Origin of the sequence: Janthinobacterium sp. MP5059B, from assembly GCF_001758645.1 — a bacterium.
GTDB classification, from domain to species: Bacteria; Pseudomonadota; Gammaproteobacteria; order Burkholderiales; family Burkholderiaceae_D; genus Janthinobacterium; species Janthinobacterium lividum.
Genome location: NZ_LRHX01000011.1, coordinates 49,118 through 71,218, shown reverse-complemented (window position 1 = coordinate 71,218; position 22,101 = coordinate 49,118). Strand labels below are relative to the sequence as shown.

Here is a 22,101-nt window from a genome sequence, read left to right as displayed (position 1 = left end):
GGTGTGCTCAAGCGCCAGGCAGCAGCAGTTCGGCCAGGGCCGACAGTTGTTCGGGCGGCGCGGGCCGGCCGTATTTTTGCAGGTACAGGCGGCGGAAGATGTCGTCGGGCTGCAGCTGGCCCAACTGGTCGAGCGTCATGTTTTCGGGCGCGCTGCTGCGCGCGGCGCTCGACGTTTCGATCTTCGCCAGGCGCAGGTGCTTGCCGTCGAGCGCCGTTTCGATGCGCGTACGCAGGCCCGGCTCCGGCGCATCGAGGCGCACGCGCACTTCCAGGAAGGGCTGTGCTTCGGCCGGCGCGTCCGGCACTTCGAGGGCGGCCAGCTGTTCCAGCACTTCGGCAATCGGCGCCGGCGTGGCGGGCACGCGCAGCAGCGGCACGGCGCGCGGCACCTCGATGGCGCGTACCTCGCGTAATTGCTCGCCGTCGATATCGAGGCAGAGTACCTGATGGCGGTAATTCACTTCCGCGAAGGACAGGGGAATCGGGCTGCCGCAGTAGCGGATATGCTGCTGGCCGCCCACGGCCTGCGCCTTGTGCAAATGGCCCAGCGCCGCATACGCGATGGCGGTGTCGAAAATCCCCGACGGCAGCATCTCGGTGCCGCCGATGACGATGCGGCGTTCGGAGTCGTTCGACATTTCGCCGCCCACCATGTGGCAGTGGCCCATGGCGATGATGGCTTGGCCGGGCTGGCGGCGCGCCAGCGCCAGGTCCGCCAGCTGGCGGTACAGCAGGGCGATGCCGCCCAGGTAGGCATCCTGGGTATCGCCGGCCGGCAGTTTCGGCACGTCGCCGGGGCGCAGAAAGGGCACGGCCAGGCACCACGCCTGCACTTGCCCATCGTTGCCGGTGAGCGGCAGCAGCAGGCGTTCCAGGTCGATCTGGCCATCGTCGCCACGCAGCAAATGGCCGACCACGTGCGTGCCATGCGCGGCCAGCAGGGGGCCGGGCGCTTCCAGGCGGCCGGCCGAATCGTGGTTGCCGGCGACGACGACCAGCTGCAGCGCTGGCAGGCGCGCGCGCGCCTGCTGCAGGAATACATATAACTGCTTTTGCGAGGCGGCGGAAGGGTTGGCGTTGTCGAACACGTCGCCGGCCACCAGCAGCACGTCGACCTGTTCGGCCACGAGCGTGTCGAGCAGCCAGTCGAGGAAGCGCTGGTGTTCGTAGCCCCGCTCATAATTGTGCAGGGTCTGGCCCAGATGCCAGTCGGAAGTGTGCAGCAGGCGCATGGTGGGGCAAGGGTAGGGAGGACAGGCGCCAATATAGCAGGAATGGCGCCTGTCTCACGCCGTCAGCACGCCTGCGCGATAAGTATTGCGCCCATCCTGTTTCGCCTGATACAGCAGCACGTCGGCCCGCTGCAGCAGCACGGCGGGGGAAATGTCTTCGTCGCGGTAGAAGGCCAGGCCGATGCTGGCGGAAATGCGCACGCTGATGCCATCGAGTTCGAACGGCTGCTGCATGGCGGCGACGATTTTTTCCGCCAGCACGGCCGCGTCGTCGGGCCGGGTGATCTGTTCCATGATGATGGTGAATTCGTCGCCGCCCAGGCGGGCGATGATATCGGTGGCGCGCATGGTCTGCGTCAGGCGCTGGGCGAAGGCGCGCAGCAGGGCGTCGCCGGTGCCGTGGCCATGCGTGTCGTTGACGGGCTTGAAGCGGTCGATATCCATGTACATGACGGCCATCAGGTGCTGCTGCTGGCGGCTCGCGTGCATGGCGTCGCTGAGTTTTTGCTGGAAGCCGGCGCGGTTCGACAAGCCCGTCAGCGCATCGACCTGGGCCAGCTTCAGCAGCCGCTGTTTTTCGCGCTTTTGCACGGTGATATCCTGGCGCATCACGTGAAAACCCACCACCTGCAGCTTGTCTTCGCCGATCTGCGGGATGTAGATCACTTCCATGCAGCGCTCGATGCCTTCCTTGTCGTCTTCTTCCTCGAAGCTCAGGGTTTCGCCCGCCAGCACTCTTTCGATATACGGCGCCACCGTGCGGTAGCGCGCCTCGCCCACGGTGTCGCGCACGCTTTTGCCCAGCGCCTGCCGGCCCGTCAGGCCGAATTCGCGTTCATAGGCGATGTTCAGGAAGCGGTAGACCTGGTCCGCGTCGATGTACGCGATCATCGCCGGCAAGGTGTCGGCGATGGTGCGCAGGCGCGCTTCGCTTTCCAGCAGCGCCACTTCCGATTCGCGCAAGGTGGTGATGTCGTCCAGGGTCCCCACGTAGCCTTCGATCCGGTCGTCGATGAGGATGGGGGCAATTTTGACGGAGACCCAGACCAGCCTGCCGTCGCGCTGCAGGCAGCGCAGGGTGGACTGGAACGGCGCGTGGCTGCGCGTGAGCTGTTCCAGCGCCACGTGCATCAGCGGATAGTCGTCCGGGTGCAGGGCGCTGGTCCAGCCGGCGCCCAGGGCGGCGGCGCGCGGCAAGCCCGTGATCGATTCGAAGGTGCGGTTGACGTAGGTGCAGCGGCGCTGGCGGTCCAGGCGCACCAGCCCGAGCGGCGAGGCGTCGTTGACGGCGGCCAGTTCGGCCTGTTTCTGGCGCAGTTCCAGTTCCTGCTGGCGGCGCTGCGAGATATCTTCGGCGATGCACAGGATATGTTCGATCTGCTGGCGCTCGTCGAACACGGGCACGGAGACGGCGCGCAGGTAGCGCAGGCTGCCGTCAGCCAGGCGCAGCGGTTTTTCCGTATGGTCGATGACCCCGCGCTCGGCCAGGATGGCGCGGTCGTCCTCGGCGTCGTGCAGGCCGAAGTCGGGCGGGAAGGCCTGGCAATCGGTCTTGCCGATGACGTCGGCGGCCAGGTGGCCGGTGATATCCTCTGCGGCCTTGTTCCACACTTCCATCTTGCCGAAATTTTCCGGGCGCGCGCTTTTCACGTAGACCAGCACGGGCAGATGGTCGATCAGCGACTGCAGGAAGCTGCGGTTGTCCTGCAGCGCCAGTTCGTCGTGCTTGCGCGCGCTGATGTCGCGCGAGGTGACGGCCACGCCGTCGGCAATCGGCACCACCTGGTGGCGCAGCCAGCGCGTGCCACCCGAGGCCAGCGGCAGCTCGAATTCATCTTCCAGCGGCTGGCCCGTTTCCATCACCAGCACGAAGCGCTTGAAAAAACGCTCGCCGCGCAGCAGCGGCATCTGCTGCAGTACGCGCTGGCCCAGTAGTTCGGAGCGTGGCTTGCCCAGCATGTCGGCGGCCCGCTCGTTGATGTCGGCGAAGATGAAATCTTCCACCGGCTTGCCCGGCGCGGGGCGCCAGGCTTTCAGCAGCAGCACGGCATCGAGGCTGCCCTGGTGCGCCGCGCGCAGCAAGGCCTGCGTCTCCTTGGCCTGGCGGATGCTGCGGCGCAGGCGCGCGCTCTGGCGCATCAGCAGGGTCGTAAAGCCGGCAATGAGCACGCTGGCGGCAAGCAGCGCGCCGACATAGACCAGGCGGCGGTGTTCGAAGCGCGCCAGGGCGACGGCGCGGTTCACGCCCACCACGGCCAGCAGCGGGTAGCGCGGCAGCTCGTGGTAGCTGTAGATGCGTGACGTCGCGTCGACGGGCGGCTCGATCAGCAGTTCTTCGGGGGCGTGCTGCGGCGGTCCCGGCATGCGGAAGTCGATGCGGTCGCTGAGGATCAATTGCTCGCCGATGCGTCCCACCGTCAGCCCGCTGTCGCGCGCCACCAGCATCAGCGCGCCCTGTTCATCGAGGTTCAGGCGGTCGTAGTCGTCGACAAAATACGTGGGGTCGACGAGGATGACGATGGCGCCGGCGAAGCGGCCTTGGGCATCGTTCAGGCGGCGCGCCAGGCGGATGGTCCAGCGCTTGCTCTCGGCGTCGAGCATGGGCGTGTCGACCAGGGCCGTGTCGGATGCATTCGCGGCCAGCGCCCTGAAAAATGCCTGCGTGGCCAGGTTTTCCGGCAGATAGGCGTGAGCGCTGTCGACCACATTGCCGTGCGCGTCGATGAGGGCGATCGGCAATTCGAGCTTCGATGGCAGCACGCTGTCGAGCAGGCCCTGGCGGCGCGTGAATTCATTCAGGCGCAGGCCGCCGTCCGTTTCCTCGTATTTGAGCTTGAACAGTTGGGTGGCGTGATCCGTCTGGCGCAGGGTGAAACTGGTATGGTCGGCCAGGGTGCGGGCCAGCGACTGGCTGACGGCCACGGCGTCGCGCACGGCGCTGGCCCGCTCCTGGCCAACCTGGTAAAAGACGGCCGCCCACAGCGCCAGCAGCAAGATGAGCGCGAACAGGGGTACCAGGCTGAGACGGTACAGGCGGCGGGCAAGGCGTTGCAGGGGTCTTGTTATCGCTATCACGGGCGCTTGCAGGCTAGGGTCATGGAAAAGGGGAAGGGCGGCGTGGCGCGCATCATAGCCGAAATATGCTGACCTGCGCGCGGCCTGCTGCCCCAGCGTCTGTTCGTAGTCTGTCGCTGGCCTTATTTTGCGTTAAATCAAGTATCTGTGGTGCCGCGCACGCTAAAAAAAGCACGCCGGCGGCGACACGGGCCGGCGGCGTGGCAGAAAAAGTACAATTGCGCCCCCATCCTCATTAAAATGGGCGCTTCTACCTCCCATATCGAAAGTTGTCATGCAGAGTAAAAAGCCCGACGCGGCAAGACTGGACAAGATCGTGGCCGAAGCGCGCCGCGCCGCCGACCAGCGCGAGAGCGGCTACCGCGAGCGCTCGCTGAAGATGTATCCATGGGTATGCGGCCGCTGCATGCGCGAATTTACGCGCGCCAACGTGCAGCAGCTGACGGTGCACCACCGCGACCATAACCACGACAACAATCCGCCGGACGGCAGCAACTGGGAACTGCTGTGCCTGTATTGCCACGACAATGAGCACTCGCGCTACCTGGAAGCGGACCGTGGCGCCGGCCTGCTGTCGGCCGAGGTGGCGCCCGCCACGCACAATCCGTTTGCCGCGCTCGCTGGCCTGATCAAGAAAAAGGACTGAGCGGGCCGCGCCGCTTCCCCCATGCGCATCTTGCTGACCGAAGACGACCCGCAGCTGGGCCGCGCCACGCAGATCGGCCTGGAACAGGGCGGCTATGCCGTCGACTGGGTCACGAGCGCCGAACACGCGCACACGGCCGTGCGCCTGCACGACTATGGCTGTATTTTGCTCGACCTGGGCTTGCCGGGGCAGGATGGCATGCAGGCGCTGGGCGTGCTGCGTGACAATGGCTACAGCGGCGCCGTGCTGGTCGTCACGGCGCGCGACCAGGTGGGCGAGCGCATCGCCGGGCTCGACGCGGGGGCCGACGACTTCATCGTGAAACCGTTCGACCTCGACGAGCTGGCCGCGCGCATCCGCAGCGCCTGCCGCCGCGCCGCCGGCCGCCTGCGCGAGCACCTCGTGCATGGCGACCTGGTGCTCGATATCGCGGACCGGCAGGTAACGCAAGGGGGATTGCCCGTGACCTTGACGGTGAAGGAATTTCGCATCCTGCAACTGCTGCTGGAGCACGGCGGCCGGGTGCTGAGCCGGGAACAGCTGGAGAAAAACCTGTACAGCTGGGGTGACGAAGTGGAAAGCAATGCCGTGCAAGTGCATATCCACCACCTGCGCAAGAAGCTGGGGCGGGACTTGATACGCACCGTGCATGCGATCGGTTATTGCATCGACAAGCCCAAAGCGGCTTGACACAAAAACGGGCTACCCTGAGGCAGCCCGTTCGATGTTGACGCTGATGGCGCGTTACGGCATCAGAAATCGACGGTGGCCGACAGCCACAGGCGACGGCCGTCCAGGCTGTTGACATAGCGGTTGGCGTAGGTCAATGCCGGTGCGCGGTATGGCTGGTAGTCGACGAAGTCCTTGTTGAGCAGGTTGTACACGGCCGCGTTCAGGGTGACGCGCTTGTTCAGCTGGTAGCTGCTGCCCAGGTGCAGCATGGTGTAACCCTTGTAGTCGCCCAGCGCGGCCTTGGCGGCGCGCGTGGAAGCCGAGGTGCCCGGATCGCGGAAACGCTCGCTGCGGTACTCGGCGCGCAGCCAGCCGTTCCACTCGCGCGAGATATCCCACGACAGGCGCGCATTGACGGCGTGCTTGGGCGTGTCGCTCAGGGGCTTGCCGGCGTTGCTGCCACTCTTCTGTTCGCTTTCCGTGTACGTGTAGTTGGCGCTGGCCGACAAGGTCTTGCCCAGCGGGAAGCGCGTGTTCAGCTCGACGCCGCGCGTGACGGCTTCATCCACATTGACCGATTGGCCAAATGCGTCCACGTTGGGCCAGTTGCCGAAGCTGACGCAGCCGGGACGGTTCGGCGAAGGGCGGTAGTCGCAGTTGACGAGGCCCGTGCCCGTCGTGATCTTGTCCTTGAAGGTATTGTTGAACAAAGTGCCGCTGGCGGTCCAGCCGGCCAGGTTGTCGAAGTACGCGCCGATTTCCGTCGTCGTGCTCGTTTCCGGCTTCAGGTCCGGGCTGCCGACGAGGGGGATCGTGCCCTGGCCGCCAAAACCGTTGATGCCTGGCGACAGTTGCTCCACGCGCGGCGTCTTGTAGCCCTTGCTGACGCCGCCCTTGACGGTCCAGCTTGGCGCTGCGTTCCACACGGCATAGGCGCGGGGGCTGGTCTGGCCGCCGAAGATGCTGTGATCGTCATAACGGGCGCCGACGGTCAGTGCGACGTTGTCCAGCACCTGCCATTCGTCTTCCACGAACAGGGCTTTTTGCGTGAATTCGAATTTTTTCGGCGCCACGCCGTCCGTCATTTCCGCTTTCCACCATTGCGCGCCGATGGTAGCCATGTGTTTGCCCAAAGGCATGACCAATTTGGTATCGAACACCTGGCTTTCCACTTCCAGCGTGCGCGCGCTGCCGGTAACGGCGCCTGGCGTGCCCGGCGGAATCGTGCGGCCCAGGGTTTCCGTCTTGTTTACCATGTAGCTGCTGTCCAGGGTGCCGAAGCCGAAGCGGCCCGTGTGCGACAGGGTCCACTGGTCGCGCTTGTATTTCTGTTCCGGGCCGTAGCCGCCCTGTACGGTATTGGTGCCGAGCTGGCCCTTCGAATTGTCGTAGGTCTGGCGGCCCGCGTCCGCGTCGAGGATGACGGTGTGGTAGCGGTTCGGCGTGAAGGCCAGGCGCGCGCCAAAGTTCTCGATGTCCGAGCGCACGGGGTTGGCGCCCATGCTGGCGGGCACTTGCGCGCCGGCCGCGTTGAGGACGCGGATGTCGGCCGCGTCGCGGCGCTGCTTGCTGCCGCGCAGGGACAGGCCCAGCGAGTCGGTGGCGATGGGGCCGCTCAGGTAGAAGCGGCCGCTTTTCACGTCGCCGAAGTCCGATTCTTCCTGCAAGGTGTAGTCGGCCGAGACGGAGCCCATCCACTGCTTGCCCACCTTGCGCGTGATGATGTTGATCACGCCGCCCATGGCGTCCGAGCCGTACAGGGTCGACATGGGGCCGCGGATGATCTCGATACGCTCGATGGCGGCCAGCGGCGGCATGAAGCTCGTCTGCGTGCCGCCGAAGCCGTTCGGCGTGACATTGCCTGCCGCGTTCTGGCGGCGTCCGTCGATCAGCACCAGGGTGTAGTCGCTGGGCATGCCGCGGATGCTGATGTTCATGCCGCCCGTCTTGTCGCCCGCCGCACCCACGTCGATGCCTTCCACGCTTTCCAGCGCCTGCGTCAGGTTGCCGAAGCGTTCCTTCGACAGCTCCTGGCGCGTCAGCACCGTGATCGAGGCCGGCGCCTGCTTGATATCCTGCTCGAAACCGGAGGCGGAGACCACCACTTCCGGCATGCTGGCAGGCGTGCCCGTCTGGGCGTGAGCCGGCAGGCAGGACAGGGCGGCCAAGGCCAGGGCCAGGGTGGTGGGACGCGGCAGGCGCGCGCTGCGGGTGCTGTTGGACATGCAAACTCCTGATGGTGGATGAGTTATTGGTTTTGCTGGTGCAAGCTAATGGGAATCATTGAGGCAATAAGAATCATTTACAATTGCAGCCATGGCTTCCCAAAAAATATTTCGCTCCGGATCTTGCGCAGAAGTTCTTAAGAGATTCTTAACGGCTGGCGGCGGCCTGAAAACCTGGTCGCTGCGGCGCACTTTGCTGGGCGTGCTGCTGGGCCTGACCCTGGCCCTGTGGGTGGGCAGCGCCGCCATCGTGTACGTGGAAGCGCGCCGCGAAAGCCAGGAACTGTTCGACCAGTCGCTGATCGAGACGGGCCACCTGCTGCTGTCGCTGGTGGAAAAGGATGCGCGCCAACACGGCTTGACGGGGCCCATCGACGTGCCGCTGCGCGGCCATCCGAATCCCCATCAGTATTTGCTGTTCAAGGTGCGCGACGCGCAGCAGCGCGTGCTGTACCGTAATGACGCGGCGTCCGATATCGCCCTGTCGCGCAGCGCGCCGGACGGCCTGTCCTGGACCCGCATCGGCGGCCAGCGCTGGCGTCTGTTTTCGTTGTGGGACCCGCAGCGCACCCTGCAGCTGCTGGTGGCCGAGCCGACCAGCCACCGCGACGATATCAGCCGCGGCTTCTTTTACCGCATCGCCGTGTTCGGCCTGCTGCTGGTGGCGCTGGCCACCATTGCCATCTGGTGGAGCATCCACCGCGTGTTTCGCGTGCTGCAGGCGTCCGCCGATGAAGTGTCGGCGCGCACGCCCGATGACCTGGCCGACGTCAGGCTGGCTGGCGCACCCACCGAGCTGCATCCGCTGCTGCTGGAAATTAACCGTCTGTTCGGCAGAGTGCGGCAAAGCCGCGACAACGAGCAGCGCTTCACGGCCGATGCGGCGCACGAATTGCGCACGCCGCTGGCCGCCATCAAGACCAATCTGCAAGTGCTGCAGCGGGCCCGCAGCGAGGCTGAACGCGAGGAGTTCATTGCAGCCCTGGGCGTCAGCGTGGAGCGCGCCACGCGCCTCGTCAACCAGTTGCTGGCGCTGGCGCAGCTCGACCCGCATTCGGGCGCGGCGGCCGACTTGCGCGCGGGGGACCTGTCCGACCTGCTGGCCGAGCATGCCGCGCAGTGGCAGGCGCTGGCCGCGACGTACCGGCTGTCGCTGAGCGTGATCATGGCACCGGCGCCCTGCGCGCTGCATGCGGACAGCCTGCAGATGTTGCTGCGCAACCTGGTCGACAATGCGCTGCGCTATACGCCGGCGCCCGGCTGTGTCGTCATCAGCTGCGGCGTGGAAGCGGGGCGCAGCTATTTGCGCGTGGCCGATTCCGGTCCGGGCATCGCCGAGGAACTGCACGCGCGCGCGTTCGAGCGTTTTGTGCGCCTGGGCGGCGGGCAGCTGCCCGGCAGCGGCCTGGGCCTGTCCATCGTGCGCCGCATCGCCGAGCGACATGGCGCGGACATCCTCCTCGGCGCCGGCTTGCAGGGCAGAGGGCTGGCGGTGACGGTCGTGTTTCCATGACGGTCCCGCCAGGGCAAGGCGTTTAGGCCGACTTTACAGCGACTTGAGGAAAGCCAGCAGCGCGTCGCGGTCCGTCTTCGACAGGTTCTCGAAACGCTGGCGCGCTTTTGCCCCTTCGCCGCCGTGCCACAAGATCGCTTCCGTCAGGCTGCGCGCGCGGCCGTCATGCAGGTAGCCCGCCTTGCCGCCACTACCCATGACTTTTTCCGTGTAGCCGATGCCCCACAGCGGTGCCGTGCGCCACATGCTGCCTTGCGCCTGGCCTTCCGTGAAGGTATCGGCCAGCTCGGGACCCATGTCGTGCAGCAGCAGGTCGGTGTACGGACGGATGGTCTGGTTGCGCAGTTCCGCAAACAAATGTCCCGCGCCCGTCTTCATTTCCACCGTGTGGCAGGCAGCGCAGCGCATGCCCTGGAACAGCTTCGAGCCGGCGGAAACCTGCTGCGGGTCGACCTTGAGCTCCTCGATCGGCGCCACGCCTTTCGGGAAACCGCTGGCGATGCTGCGCTGGGCCGGCACGGCCACCAGGGCCAGGTATTGCGTGATCGATTGCAGGTCCGCTTCCGAGATGCCTGGCTGGGCGCCGCCCGCCGCGCAGGCTACCGGCCCCGCCATGCAGGCGCGGTTGCGGTACACGGGCGAGGTGACGGCCATGTCCAGCAGCAGCGCGTCGGCGGCCTGGTGGCGCAAGGTGGCTTTCGAGGCCTTCCAGCCGAAGCGGCCCAGGCGCACGGCGCCCGTCTCTGGTTCATATACATAGTTGGGCAGGCCCTTGACGCCGTCGGCATCCGGCGTGCTGCGGGCGCGCGCCAGGATGTCGGCTTCCGGCACGGCTTCCAGCAAGCCCGCGCCGATCATGGGCGGCGCCGCGCGCAGCGAAACGACTTGCGGCACGGGGCCTTCGAAGGCCAGCGTCGGTTTGCGCAGTTCGACCTGCGTGCCGTCGGCCAGGGTGGTCTTGCTCGTCGTGAAACCGCCCACGCTGACGCCGTTGCCCCAGTTTTGCGGCACGCCGGAAGGCGAGACGGCGTTCATCTGGATCGCGGTGCCGTATTGCGGGTGCGGCACCTGCTGCCCCGCCGCATTGATGCTGGCGACGCGCACGGCCATCGTGTCGAGGCGCTGGTTCAGGGCCATCGGCGCGGGGCTGCGGCCATTGTTGACGTGGCAGGCGATGCAGGCCGACTGTCCGTAGCGCTGTCCCTGCAGGCCGACGGCGGGCGCGTATCGGTCGTTGCCGCCTTCGTTATGCTCGCCGGTGGTGAAGTTGGTATGCACCAGGCGCCGGCCCTCGACGAAGCGCTGCATGTTCTGCATGCCGATATTGTTGTGCGGCTGCTGGAACATGAACAGGGCGTTGTCCGAGTAGTTATACGACACGGAACCGAGGCCGCCGGAGAGCGTTTCCTCCGGCAGTGGCACGGAATTGAGGCGCGGCTGCACGCCATACCAGGGCCGCAGTCCCGCGCCCACCACATACGTCCATTCGTACGAGTAGTAGCGAATGCCGCCGGCATCGCCTTTCGACGCCATCGAGGCGGTGGTGGAAAACATCGATGGCGACACTTCGATGATGTCGCCCGCCGTCAGCGCGCGCGCCTTGACGTCCGTGCCATTCGGCATGCCGCCGGCATCGAGGCCGCCATGGCCCGGGTACTCCTTGATCAGCAGTGTGCAGGCGCCATTGATGCCGTTGGCGTTCGTCAGCCTGTCGTTGGCCGGGTAGGCCGTCGGCTTGCAGACGGGGACATTGCGGTCCACCAGTTCGCCGGGCGACATCCAGCCGTAACCCGTCACGCCGGGACGGTCGAAGCCGCGGAAGAAAGCCACGCCGCCGGACAGAAAATCGACGGTGGTGTACTGGTTGACGATCAGCGTGGGTTTGGTAACGCCGCGTACCTTGCTGTTGTCGATGATTTCCACGCCCCAGGTGCGGTTCTTGAAGTATTGCGGCACGAAAGTGAGGTAATTGCCCGGCCCCTTGTCTTGCGGCAGGCCCGTGACGGGATCGACCGTTTCATTCGGGCCGTAGCCGATTTCATTCCATTCCTCGCCCCGTTCGCGGCCATGGCGCGCCAGGCCGCGCGCGCCGAAGCGCGTCACCAGGGTGCCGTCGGCCAGGGTGAATTGCAGGCTTTCCAGCGGCTGGGCGGCGGCCGGCAGCGGTGTCCAGCCGGTGCCGTTGGCGGGGAACTTCAGGGCCGACGTCGCAGTCGACGGCAGGCTGTTGTCACTGCCCGGCGTCTTGAAGCTCACTTCCAGCAGCGAGTAACCATACTGCGTGGCGCGCGCCACGCCCTGCAGGCGGATGTAGCGGGCATTGATGCCCAGGTTGAAGAATTCCTCGGTGCCGCCGTGGCCATTCGTCACGTAGCGCACTTGCGACCATTTCTGGCCATCGTCGGAGACCTGCAGCGCGTACTGCTTGCCGTATGCGTTTTCCCACAGCAGTTCCATGTAGCCGACGGGCGTCTTCGCGCCGAAGTCGAACTGGATCCAGGCGCCGTCCTCGAACTTGCTGGCCCAGCGTGTGCCCGTCTTGCCGTCGATCGCCATGGCGGCGGACATGCCGTTGTTTTCCACGGGCGAGGAAGTGGCGGCCACGGGGCGGATATCCACACCGGGCTGGCCCGGATCGATGGTGACCGGGGGCGGTTCGGTGACGGGCGGCGTCACCGGCGGCAGCACGGGCGTACCCGAAAATGCCTGGATTTCAAAGATGGAATAGCCGTACTGGCCTGCGCGTTTGACGCCCTGCATGCGCAGGTAGCGGCCTTGCGCGTCGAACCCCGTGATGTCCTCGATGCCCCCCTTGCTGTCGCTGACGTTCTGGATGGTGGTCCAGTGCACATTGTCGTCCGATACCTGCAGCAGGTAGGCGCTGGCGTGCGCGTTTTCCCAGGCGATATGCACGCGGGTAATGCGCTGCGAGGTGCCGAAATCGAGGGTCAGATATTCGTTGTCGGTAAAGCCGCTGCCCCAGCGCGTGCTGTCGTTGCGGTCGATGGCGGCGCTGGCCGACAGGTCGCCCCGTTCCGCCGAGCTGGCCGTGGCGGCGACGGGCGTCAGCGCCGTTTCCGCCGACGTTTGCGCCAGCAGGCGCTGCGCCGTGGCGGGCGTGGCCGGGTTGTCGCCGCCACCGCCGCCGCACGCGGCCAGCAGCAGGGCTAGGGCCAGCGGCAAGCGCCGCCTGGAAAAGTGGATAAAGCCGGCCGGGTGCTGCCGGGGCCGAAGCAGGGATGTGTGCATGCTATCTTCCTTGTTTTTATTGATTATGCAAGATTGGTCAGACTGGACGTCTCCGCATCCCCGTCGATGGTGCTGCGCATGCTCCACCGTCACGGCAGCGCCTTGCGGCCAGGGGGCGGCAAGGAAGGACATGGCGGCAAAGATGGGGGGAGCAGTTTTAATTGCCGTATGGCAATAATTTTCTTAAGTTATAGAAGCGCATGAGGCATGTCAAGCGGTCTCGTGGACTTGTCATCAACTGTTCATGTCGCCCGGGTTTTTTGCACTATGCTGGTGCGCAAGATGAATAATAATGGGCGATAGCATGAATAAAATTCAGCAAGAAATGCGTGGCGCGCGACGGGAATGCGGTATCTTCCTGAAATGCCTGCCGACTGCGCGCCCCCTTTTTTGAGGAAGAACTGACCTTGCCGATTCCGCCCGCCATACCGATACTCCCGCCGCTCTCGCTGCCCGCCGCGCGCGCCTTGCACCTGGCCGCGCAGGGCTTGCTGCAGGCGCGCCGCAGGAAAGCCGTCAAGGCCGATGTGCTGGCCGCCGTGCGGCAGATGGGCGTGCTGCAGATCGACACCATCCACGTGGTGGCGCGCAGCCCGTATCTGGTGTTGTGGAGCCGGCTGGGCGACTATCCGCAGCCGTGGCTGGAGCAATTGCTGGCCGAGGGCGCGCTGTTCGAATACTGGGCGCATGAAGCCTGCTTCGTGCCCATCGAAGACTATGGCCTGTACCGCCACCGCATGCTGGACCCGGCCGCCATGGGCTGGAAATACTCCGTCAAATGGATGGCCGAACAGGGCGAGGCCGTGGCCTCGGTGCTCGAACATATCCGCGCCAACGGCGCCGCGCGCTCCGCCGATTTCGAGCGCACGGATGGCCAGGCGGGCGGCTGGTGGAGCTGGAAGCCGGAAAAGCGCTCGCTTGAGGTCTTGTTTACCTCGGGCGTGCTGATGATCGCCAAGCGCCACAATTTCCAGCGCTATTACGACCTGGCCGAACGCGTTTTGCCGGGCTGGCACGACGGCTTGCTGCCGCCCGAAGAGCAGGTGCGCCGGCGCCTGCTGCTGGCCAGCGTGAAGGCGCTGGGCCTGGCGCGGGCCAGCTGGATCAGCGACTACTTCCGCACCAAACAATCGCGCGCCAGCCTGGCGCACGATCTGCAGGCGCTGGTGGACGAGGGCGCGCTGCTGCGCTGCACGGTCGAGGGCTGGATTGACGCCGTGTACGTGCATGCCGAGCATGGGGACTTGTTGCGCGACGCGGCGGCCGGCAAGCTGGCGTCCACCCTGACGACGATACTCTCGCCGTTCGACCCCGTCGTGTGGGACCGGCGCCGCGCGCTGGAATTGTTCGGCTTTGACTACCGGCTCGAATGCTACACGCCCGCTGAAAAACGCCGGTATGGCTACTTCACCCTGCCGATCTTGCGGCGCGGCGCGCTGGTGGGGCGCCTGGACGCCAAGGCGCACCGCGCGCAGGGGCGCTTCGAGATCAAGTCGCTGGCGCTGGAAGAAGGCGTGCGCCTCAGTTCCCGCCTGGTGCAGGACGTGGCTGGCGCCGTGCAGCGGCTGGCGCTCTGGCATGCCTGCCCGCAGGTCGAGATAGCCCAGGCGCGGCCGGCGGCTTTCGGTGTGCAGCTGGCCGAGGCCCTGCACGACGGCGGCGCTGCCGCAAGGCGGGCCGCATGATGCTGCCGCCGGCGCCTGCCCACTTGCTCGACGCGGATGGCGTGCCTTGTTTTGGCCGCTACACGGGACAGCTGGATGCCTTCGACTGGGTGGCGCTGGCGCCGCCGCATGCGCGCGGCGCCCTCTGGCGCCTGTTCCACCACAAGCGCTGGCACTATGTGGCCTTGTCCACGCCGACCCTGTTCTGCGGCGTGGCCATCGTCGACCTGGGCTGGACCAGCACGGCCTTCGCGTATGCCTTCGACCGCCACAAGGGCAAGATCGTGGCAAGCTTTTCGCAGGATGGCATTCCCGGCCTGTGCGCGTCCGTGGCGCCGCATGCGGGCGCCAGCAGCCGTTTCCGGTTTTTCTCGCAAAAAATCAGCATCGAAGCCCAGCCGCAGCAGCGCTACCGATTGCGGCTCGATTGCGGCCATTTCGGCATCGATGCGGAATTCGGCCCGCCCGTGGCCCCCACCTTGCTGGCCGTGGGACCCGTGGGCGAGGGCGGCAGCGTGCACGCCACGCAAAAGTCGGGCGGCTTGCCCTTGTGGGGCACGGTGCGTTGCGGCGCCATGGGCTACAGCTTGGACGACGGCGTGGCCAGCTTCGATTATTCGAACGGCTTGCTGGCGCGCGAGACGGAATGGCGCTGGGCCTCGGCGCACAGCCTGGACCTGGGTTTCAACCTGCAGGCTGGTTATTTCGGCGCGCATGAAAACGCGCTGTGGCTCGATGGCCAGCTGTATCCGCTGGGCCGCGCGCATTTCGACTTCAATCCCGACAATCCGCTGGCGCCGTGGCATGTATGGACGGACGACGATCTGCTGGACCTGCACTTCAAGCCGGAAGGCGCGCGGCGCGAGGATAAAAACCTGTGGATCGCCGCCAGCCGCTACATCCAGCCGATCGGCACTTTCAGCGGCTGGGTGCGCACCAGCGCGGAGTCTCCCAAGCGCATCGTGGCGCAGCTGGCCGGGGTAACGGAAAGCCACCGCTCGCGCTGGTAGGCGCACTGTTTTTTTGCGAAACGCGCGACAAGGTCAAGTTTTTGTGGCAAGGCATCCTATACACTGGGGCGTTACCAAGTAAGCCATTCCGGCAATCCATGAGGCCAGAACATGAGTATCCGTAATCTCGACAAGCTGTTCAAGCCGGCCTCGGTGGCCCTGATCGGCGCCACGGCGCGCGAACGCAAACTGGGCGCCATCGCCCTGTACAACCTGCTGGGCGGCGGCTACCAGGGAGATATCTGGCCCGTCAATCCCAAGTACGACGAGCTGATGGGCCTGAAATGCTACCGCAGGCTGGCGCACCTGCCCAAGGCGCCGGACCTGGCCATCATCTGCACGCCGCCCGCCACCATCACGGCACTGATCCGCGAACTGGGCGCGCTGGGCACGCGCGCGGCCATCGTCATGACGTCGGGCCTCGACCCCGTGCGCGAGCAGTCGCTGCGCCTGGCCATGTTGAAGGCGGCCAAGCCGCACCTGCTGCGCATCCTGGGCCCCAACAGCATGGGCCTGCTCGTGCCGAAACTGGGCTTGAACGCCAGCTTCGCCCATGTCGGCGCCACCAGCGGCAAGATCGCCTTCGTGTCGCAGTCGGGCGCGCTCGTGTCGGGCGTGCTCGACTGGGCCAACGCGCACGGCGTGGGCTTTTCCAAGTTCATTTCGCTGGGCGCCAGCTACGATATCGATTTCGGCGACCTGCTCGACTATCTGGCCGGCGATATCGACACGGCCGCCATCCTGCTGTACATGGAAGACATCCAGGCGGCGCGCAAATTCATGTCGGCGGCGCGGGCGGCCGCGCGCAGCAAGCCCGTCATCGTCCTGAAAGCGGGGCGCGAGGCGGAAGGCGCTGCCATGGCGGCCTGGCATACGGGTGCGCTGGCCGGCTCCGACGCCGTGTACGACGCGGCCATCCGCCGCGCCGGCATGCTGCGCGTGTATTCGGCCGAAGAGCTCTTCGATGCCGTGGAAACGCTCACGCATATCCGTTCCCAGCGCGGCGAGCGCCTGGCGATTCTGTGCAATGGCGGCGGCCTGGGCGTGATGGCCACCGATGCGCTGGTGAGCAGCGGCGGCAAGCTGGCCGAGCTGTCGCCCGATACCGTCATCGCGCTGGAAAAGGCGCTGCCACGGGGCTGGTCGCACGACAACCCGGTGGGCTTGCCCGGCGACGCGGCCGTGCAGCGCTATGCCGACGCCATCAAGCCGCTGCTCGACGAGCCGCAGGCGGACGCCTTGCTGCTGCTGCACGCGCCCACGGCCATGGTCTCGTCGATCGACATCGCCGAAGCCGTCACGCCGCTGATCAAGGCCACGTCGCGCACGGTGCTGTCGTGCCTGCTGGGCGGCACCACCGTGGCGCCCGCGCGCCAGGTGTTCAACCGGGCCGGCATTCCCACCTACGACACGCCGGAAAAAGCCGTACACGGCTTCATGCAGATCGTGCAATACCGGCGCAACCAGGAAACCCTGATGCAGGTGCCGGCGCAGCTGCCCATGTCGGCCACGCCGCGCCGCGCGCGCGTGCGCGAAATCGTCGCCGCCGCGCTGGCGGCCGGCCAGACGGTGCTGGGCGAATGCCGCTCGAAGGAAATCCTGGCCGCCTACGGCATTCCCGTCGCCACCACGCGCATGGCGGCCGACGTGGAAGAGGCGCTGGCCGTGGCGGCCGACATCGGCTACCCCGTCGCGCTGAAAATCCACTCGCCCGACATCGCCCACAAATCCGACGTGGGCGGCGTGGCGCTCGACCTCGATACGCCCGACATCCTGCGCACGGCCGCCGCCGCCATGCTCAAGCGCGTGCGCCGCATGCGCCCCGACGCGCTGATCGACGGCTTCACGGTGCAGCAGATGGCGCGCCGGCCGCAATCGCATGAATTGATCGTCGGCGTCACCACGGACGCCGCCTTCGGCCCCGTGATCCTGGTGGGGCAGGGCGGCATCGCCGTGGAGGTGACGGCCGACCACGCCATCGGCCTGCCGCCGCTGAACATGGTGCTGGCGCGCGACATGCTGGCGCGCACGCGCGTGTCGAAGCTGCTGGCCGGCTACCGCAACCAGCCGCCGGCCGACATCGACGCCATCTGCTACACCCTGATCCAGGTGGCCGAACTGGTGGCCGACATCGGCGAGCTGGCCGAGCTCGACATCAACCCGCTGGTGGCCGACGCGGATGGCGTGATCGCCCTCGACGCGCGCATCCGCCTGCAGCCGGGCCAGCAGCGCGACCGCCTGGCCATCCGCCCGTATCCGCAGGAGCTGGAAGAGCAGGTGACGTGGATGGATCAGCCGATCCTGCTGCGCCCCATCCGCCCCGAGGACGCGCCGCAGCACATGGACCTGTTCCACGCGCTGGACCCGGACGATGTGCGCCTGCGTTTTTTCACGTCCATGCGCGAATTGCCCGTGTCGCAGCTGGCGCGCCTGACACAGATCGATTACGACCGCGCCATGGCCTTCATCGCCACGCACACGGGACCGGACGGCAAGCCGGAAACCCTGGGCGTGGTGCGCGCCGTGGCGGACCCGGACAATATCCACGCCGATTTCGCCATCGCCGTGCGCTCGGCCCTGAAAGGCAAGGGACTGGGGCACATCCTGTTTGAAAAGCTCGTCGACTACTTCCGCAGCCGCGGCACGGAGGCGCTGGTGGGCGAGGCGATGGCGCGCAACAAGGGCATGCAGCGGCTGGTGAAAAGCTTTGGCGGCGAAGTCACGCCGTCGGAAGAGCCCGGCGTCGTCAATCTGCATATCGGCATGCGCGCGCCGTAAAAGAAAGCGCGGCTGGCCAGCCGCGGGTTTGTGCAGGATCAAACCCGTCCCTGTCGGTAGTCTTTACACTTTCACTTCCAGGATGACATATCCAGCGCGTTTTCGGGAGTGAGTGCATGCTTACGGCAACATATATATTGGTTTCCCTGTCGGTGGAACAGGCCAGCATCCGCATGAGTTTGTTGGCTTTTCAGAAATGCATGCATGTGCAGCTGCGCCACCAGAGACAGCTCAGCCTGGCGCAGCTGCAGTACGCGGGCGACTGGCTGGACCGGCTGTACCAGGGGGGCTACTGGCGCAAGGTGGAGATGTACCTGATCCCCGCCATCCGCCAGGCCGCGCCGCATGCCGATGGTTTGTTGAATGAAATCAACGGTTTGAACCACGCCGCGCTGGAAAGCATCAATATCGTGCAGCAGCGCGCCGGCGCCGCCATCGAGCATTCCGAATTGCAGGCCGAGCAGCTGTGCGCGGCCATCGACGCCTTTTGCGCAGCCTTGCTGCAGCGCCTGGAAAAAGAAGAGCGCGAACTGTTCGCCCTGGCGCGCAAGGTCATCGTTGGCGAAGCGTGGTTTGCCATCGCCTACCAGTTCCTCGCCCACGATGCGCGCGCGCAGGAGGCGCGCCGTGGCAAGGCGCAAGTGCTGCCCTTTGTTTTGCCAGCGCCTTTGCCAGCCCCCTTGCCGGCAGCCGGCGACAGCGCTGAAACGGCAGCGGATGGCGCACAGTCCGCGCCGGCCGTGCCGCCACCGCCGCTGCGCGCGCAGGCTTGAACGGGTAGCGAGCGCACACCCCGCCGGGGGGCGTCCGCCGGAGGGGCGTTTTTGTGATGCTGACTGGCGCGCCGCCATAGGAGAAAATCCAGGGAAAAGATCGCTTTATTCATTTGATAACTTGTTCAGCCCTGTCCGATGCAATACCCCGGGCTTTGTTATGATGGTGGTTTTGATCCACGCGAAACCCGTCATGTTCGAATTTCTCTTCAAGCGTTCTGCCAGCAAGACTGCCGTCCCCGATCCTGTCGTGGCAGAACAGGCCGCCGCCTCGGCGCAGAGCGCATCGCGCCGCGCCGAACAGGTTGCGCGTGCCCATGCCGTGGCCGGCGACGAAGCCGCCGCCTTAGAATTCATCCTGTCCAGCGAATTTGCCGATGCCCGATTGATCGCGGCCGAACACGTCCATGCCTTGCCCCTGCTGGAAAAAGTCCACCAGGCCATGCGCAACACGGACCGCCGCGTGGCCAAGCTGATGCAGGGTCGCATCGACCTGATCCGCCACCAGGCCGCCGAGACGCAGCGCGCCCAGGCCAGCATCGACACGGCCCAGCGCCTGTTGAACGATGACAAGCTGAGCCCGAACCAGGTCGCCGAGCTGGATCGCCAATGGCAAGTCATCAAGGCCACGCCGGAACTGGCGACCGCCTTCGCCGGCGCGCGCGCCGCCCTGGCCGCCCGCCTGGAAGCGCAAGTGGGACTGCAGCGCGCCGTGATCGATGCCGTCGCCGCCGCGCGCGCGCTGGCCAGCAATGGCCAGTCCGCCGGCGACCTGGCGCAGGCGCTGGCCCGTCTGGATGCGGAACATGCGCAGCATGCGCAATCGCCCGAGCGCGCTTCCTTGCCGAAACACCTGGAAAACGATTTCAGCCAGGCGCGCGAGCAGGCGCAATCCGCCTTGCAAGCCCTGCAGCAGCACCAGGCCGTGTTCGATGCGCGCCAGGCCGCACTGGTCGAATGGCAGGCGCAGGACGCCGCCACGCTCGATGCAGACACCTTGAAACGCGCGTGGCAAGCCCTGCCGCGCCTGCCCGAGTCGCCCTTGTCCGACAGCTTGCAGCAGCAATTTGCGGCCGTGCTGGCCAGCGCGCCGGCGCCCGTGCAGGCGGCAACGCCAGAGGCCGCAGCGGCCCATGCCGAGCCAGCGCCGCGCAAGCCGCGCCAGGAACACGCGCCCGTGTCGAAAGAAGCGACGGAGCAATTCTTTAAAGTACTCGACGCCATGGAAGCGGCCCTGCAGGATGGCTTGTTGCACGTGGCTTCCGAGCATGACAAGACCTTGCGCGATAGCAAGCACGGCCGGCTGACGCCTGCGCAGGCGGACCGCCTGGCCCACGTACGCGGTGAGTTCAAGCGCCTGGCCGACTGGGCGCGCTGGGGCGGCAACGTCTCGCGCGAGGAGCTGGTCAAGGCGGGCGAGGAATTGCCGGCGCAAGAACTCCCAATGGCCGAGCTGGCCAAGAAAGTGGGCAGCCTGCGCGAGCGCTGGAAGTCGCTCGACACCCTGTCCGGCCCGGCGCCCAAATCCCTGTGGGAACGTTTTGACGCGGCCTGCAGCCTCGCGTATGCGCCGGCGGCCCAGCATTTCAAGCAATTGGCCGAAGAGCGCCACGGCAATGCGGCCAAAGCCCAGGAACTGATCGCGGAAACGGCGGCCTTGGCGGCCGAAGAGAGCACCGACTGGAAACACGTCGCCTCCGCCTCGCAGCGGCTGCGCCAGGCGTGGACACGCCTGGGCACCATCGACCGCAAGGAAAAGAAACGCCTGGATACGGAGTTCGGCGCCGCGCTGGACGCCCTGTCGAAGCCGCTGGACACCCAGCGCCAGATCGAGACGGCGCGCCGCGAACAATTGATCGTCGAAGTGGGCTTGCTCAAGCCATCGGAGCGCAACACGGTCGACATGCTCAAGGCCTTGCAGGATAAATGGCAGGAACTGGCAAAAGCCCTGCCGCTGGAACGCCGCGCGGAACAGGCGCTGTGGCAGCGCTTCCGCGCCGCCTGCGACGATATCTTCGCCAAGCGCAAGGAAACGGCCCACGCGGCCGACCACGAGCGCCGCGAACACCTGCATGCGCGCGAAGCGCTGTGCGCAGCGCTGGAAACGGCCGTCGTGCCGGAGGGCGACGACAAGTCCCGCACGGCCTTCATCAACCACTTGCTGCGCGACACGCGCGCCGCCTGGAACGCTACCGGTCCCGTGCCGCGCGCCAGCGAAGCGAAGATCGAGCAGCGCTACCACGCGGCCGTGGCTGGCGTGCAAGCGCAAGCGGACGCCATCGCCGAGCGCGCAGGCGCGGCCCAGGCCAACGCCTTGCGCGACAAGCTGCGCCTGGTGCAGGCGCTGGAAGCTACTCTGGCCGAGGGCGATGCCGGCGCCGATGCTGCCGCCTGGGCCGAACGCTGGAGCGCCTTGCCGCCGCTCGACACGCAATACGAACGCAGCCTGCAGCAGCGCTTTGCCGCCGCCCAGGCCGCGCTGGGCGAGGGCGCTGACGCCTACGTGCAGCAATTGCAGGCCAACGAGGCCCGCTTGCTCGAGGAAGTCTTGCGCCTGGAAATCGTCGCGGGTGTCGACAGCGGCGCCGAATTTGCCCGCGACCGCCTGAAGATGCAGGTGGAAGTGCTGCAATCGTCGCTGAAATCGGGCCAGAAGCCGCTCACGCAAGTGTCGCAGCTGATGCAGCTGTGCGCGATTCCCGCCGCCACCGATGCGCGCACGGCCAGCCGCATCGAAACCCTGCTGCGCCGCATCGGAGGGCATGCCAAATGAGTACCAGTGTCCGCGTCCAGCACGCCGATTTTGACTTGAGTCAAGAAATCGCACAATTGCGTGCAGGCAACCCCAAGGTGGGCGCCGTCGTCGGCTTTGTCGGCACGGTGCGCGACATGAACGAGGGACTGGACGTGGCCGCCATGGAGCTCGAGCATTATCCGGGCATGACGGAGAAATCCATCGAGGCCATCGTCGAGCAGGCGCGCGGCCGCTGGCCCTTGTCCGGTGCGCTGGTGATCCACCGCGTGGGCCCCTTGCTGCCGCAGGAGCAGATCGTGCTGGTGGCGGTCTCGTCCGCCCACCGGGGCGAGGCCTTTGCCGCCTGCGAGTTCATCATCGACTACCTGAAGACGGAAGCGCCGTTCTGGAAGAAGGAAGACACGCCCGAAGGGGCGCGCTGGGTCGATGCGCGCGACAGCGATGAGACGGCGCTGGACAAGTGGACGGTAAAAGCAAGCACCATTTGAATCGTATCTGTCGCGCACG

Annotated in this window: 13 protein-coding genes; 9 read left to right on the top strand and 4 right to left on the bottom strand. The window is 66.3% G+C overall.

All coding sequences use genetic code 11. The features are described 5' to 3' along the window. Nucleotides 1-7 precede the first annotated feature (7 nt). Complete coding sequence (locus JAB1_RS14915) at nt 8-1,234, bottom strand: exonuclease SbcCD subunit D C-terminal domain-containing protein (protein ID WP_070280456.1); 1,227 nt, start codon at nt 1,232-1,234, stop codon at nt 8-10. A 54-nt stretch (nt 1,235-1,288) separates the two neighbouring features. Continuing rightward, entirely contained in the window at nt 1,289-4,309 is a 3,021-nt protein-coding gene (locus JAB1_RS14910; protein WP_249936266.1) for a PAS domain-containing protein, read from the bottom strand. Nucleotides 4,310-4,583: 274 nt separating this feature from the next. Here JAB1_RS14910 and JAB1_RS14905 point away from each other — a divergent pair, with 274 nt between their 5' ends. Together JAB1_RS14905 and JAB1_RS14900 are read left to right on the top strand one after the other, a co-directional pair. Then, complete coding sequence (locus JAB1_RS14905) at nt 4,584-4,955, top strand: YajD family HNH nuclease (RefSeq protein WP_034755042.1); 372 nt, start codon at nt 4,584-4,586, stop codon at nt 4,953-4,955. Nucleotides 4,956-4,976: 21 nt separating this feature from the next. Continuing rightward, nucleotides 4,977-5,645, top strand: coding sequence for a response regulator (locus JAB1_RS14900; RefSeq protein WP_070254154.1), 669 nt, complete (start codon nt 4,977-4,979; stop codon nt 5,643-5,645). 62 nt (nt 5,646-5,707) lie between these two features. Here the strand turns inward: JAB1_RS14900 and JAB1_RS14895 are convergent, their stop codons facing one another. Beyond that, a complete protein-coding gene (locus JAB1_RS14895; protein ID WP_070280455.1) occupies nt 5,708-7,852 on the bottom strand; it encodes a TonB-dependent receptor in 2,145 nt (714 codons plus the stop codon). Between the two features lie 202 nt (nt 7,853-8,054). Between JAB1_RS14895 and JAB1_RS14890 the strand changes: the two genes are divergently transcribed. Beyond that, nucleotides 8,055-9,365, top strand: a complete 1,311-nt coding sequence (locus JAB1_RS14890; protein WP_254672107.1) for an ATP-binding protein — start codon at nt 8,055-8,057, stop codon at nt 9,363-9,365. Nucleotides 9,366-9,398: 33 nt separating this feature from the next. On the opposite strand, the gene JAB1_RS14885 is transcribed toward JAB1_RS14890, so the two are convergent. Continuing rightward, entirely contained in the window at nt 9,399-12,614 is a 3,216-nt protein-coding gene (locus JAB1_RS14885; protein WP_083299755.1) for a di-heme oxidoredictase family protein, read from the bottom strand. A gap of 407 nt (nt 12,615-13,021) precedes the next feature. Between JAB1_RS14885 and JAB1_RS14880 the strand changes: the two genes are divergently transcribed. The 6 genes from JAB1_RS14880 (at nt 13,022) to moaE (ending at nt 22,082) form a co-directional block, all read left to right on the top strand. Then, nucleotides 13,022-14,299: a crosslink repair DNA glycosylase YcaQ family protein gene (locus JAB1_RS14880; protein ID WP_254672105.1), complete on the top strand. Its 1,278-nt coding sequence runs from the start codon at nt 13,022-13,024 to the stop codon at nt 14,297-14,299. Next, nucleotides 14,296-15,288: a DUF2804 domain-containing protein gene (locus JAB1_RS14875; protein WP_070280453.1), complete on the top strand. Its 993-nt coding sequence runs from the start codon at nt 14,296-14,298 to the stop codon at nt 15,286-15,288. Before JAB1_RS14880 ends, JAB1_RS14875 begins: the two co-directional genes overlap by 4 nt. A gap of 111 nt (nt 15,289-15,399) precedes the next feature. Further along, nucleotides 15,400-18,066 carry a bifunctional acetate--CoA ligase family protein/GNAT family N-acetyltransferase gene (locus JAB1_RS14870; RefSeq protein ID WP_070280452.1) on the top strand — a complete coding sequence of 889 codons (2,667 nt, stop codon included), beginning with the start codon at nt 15,400-15,402 and terminating at the stop codon, nt 18,064-18,066. A gap of 116 nt (nt 18,067-18,182) precedes the next feature. Further along, on the top strand, nt 18,183-18,839 hold the full coding sequence (locus tag JAB1_RS14865) for a hypothetical protein (protein ID WP_139144566.1): 657 nt from the start codon (nt 18,183-18,185) through the stop codon (nt 18,837-18,839). 193 nt (nt 18,840-19,032) lie between these two features. Beyond that, nucleotides 19,033-21,612, top strand: coding sequence for a DUF349 domain-containing protein (locus JAB1_RS14860; protein ID WP_070280489.1), 2,580 nt, complete (start codon nt 19,033-19,035; stop codon nt 21,610-21,612). Further along, on the top strand, nt 21,609-22,082 hold the full coding sequence (moaE, locus tag JAB1_RS14855) for a molybdopterin synthase catalytic subunit MoaE (protein ID WP_034778112.1): 474 nt from the start codon (nt 21,609-21,611) through the stop codon (nt 22,080-22,082). The genes JAB1_RS14860 and moaE overlap by 4 nt, the downstream gene beginning before the upstream one ends. Nucleotides 22,083-22,101 lie beyond the last annotated feature (19 nt).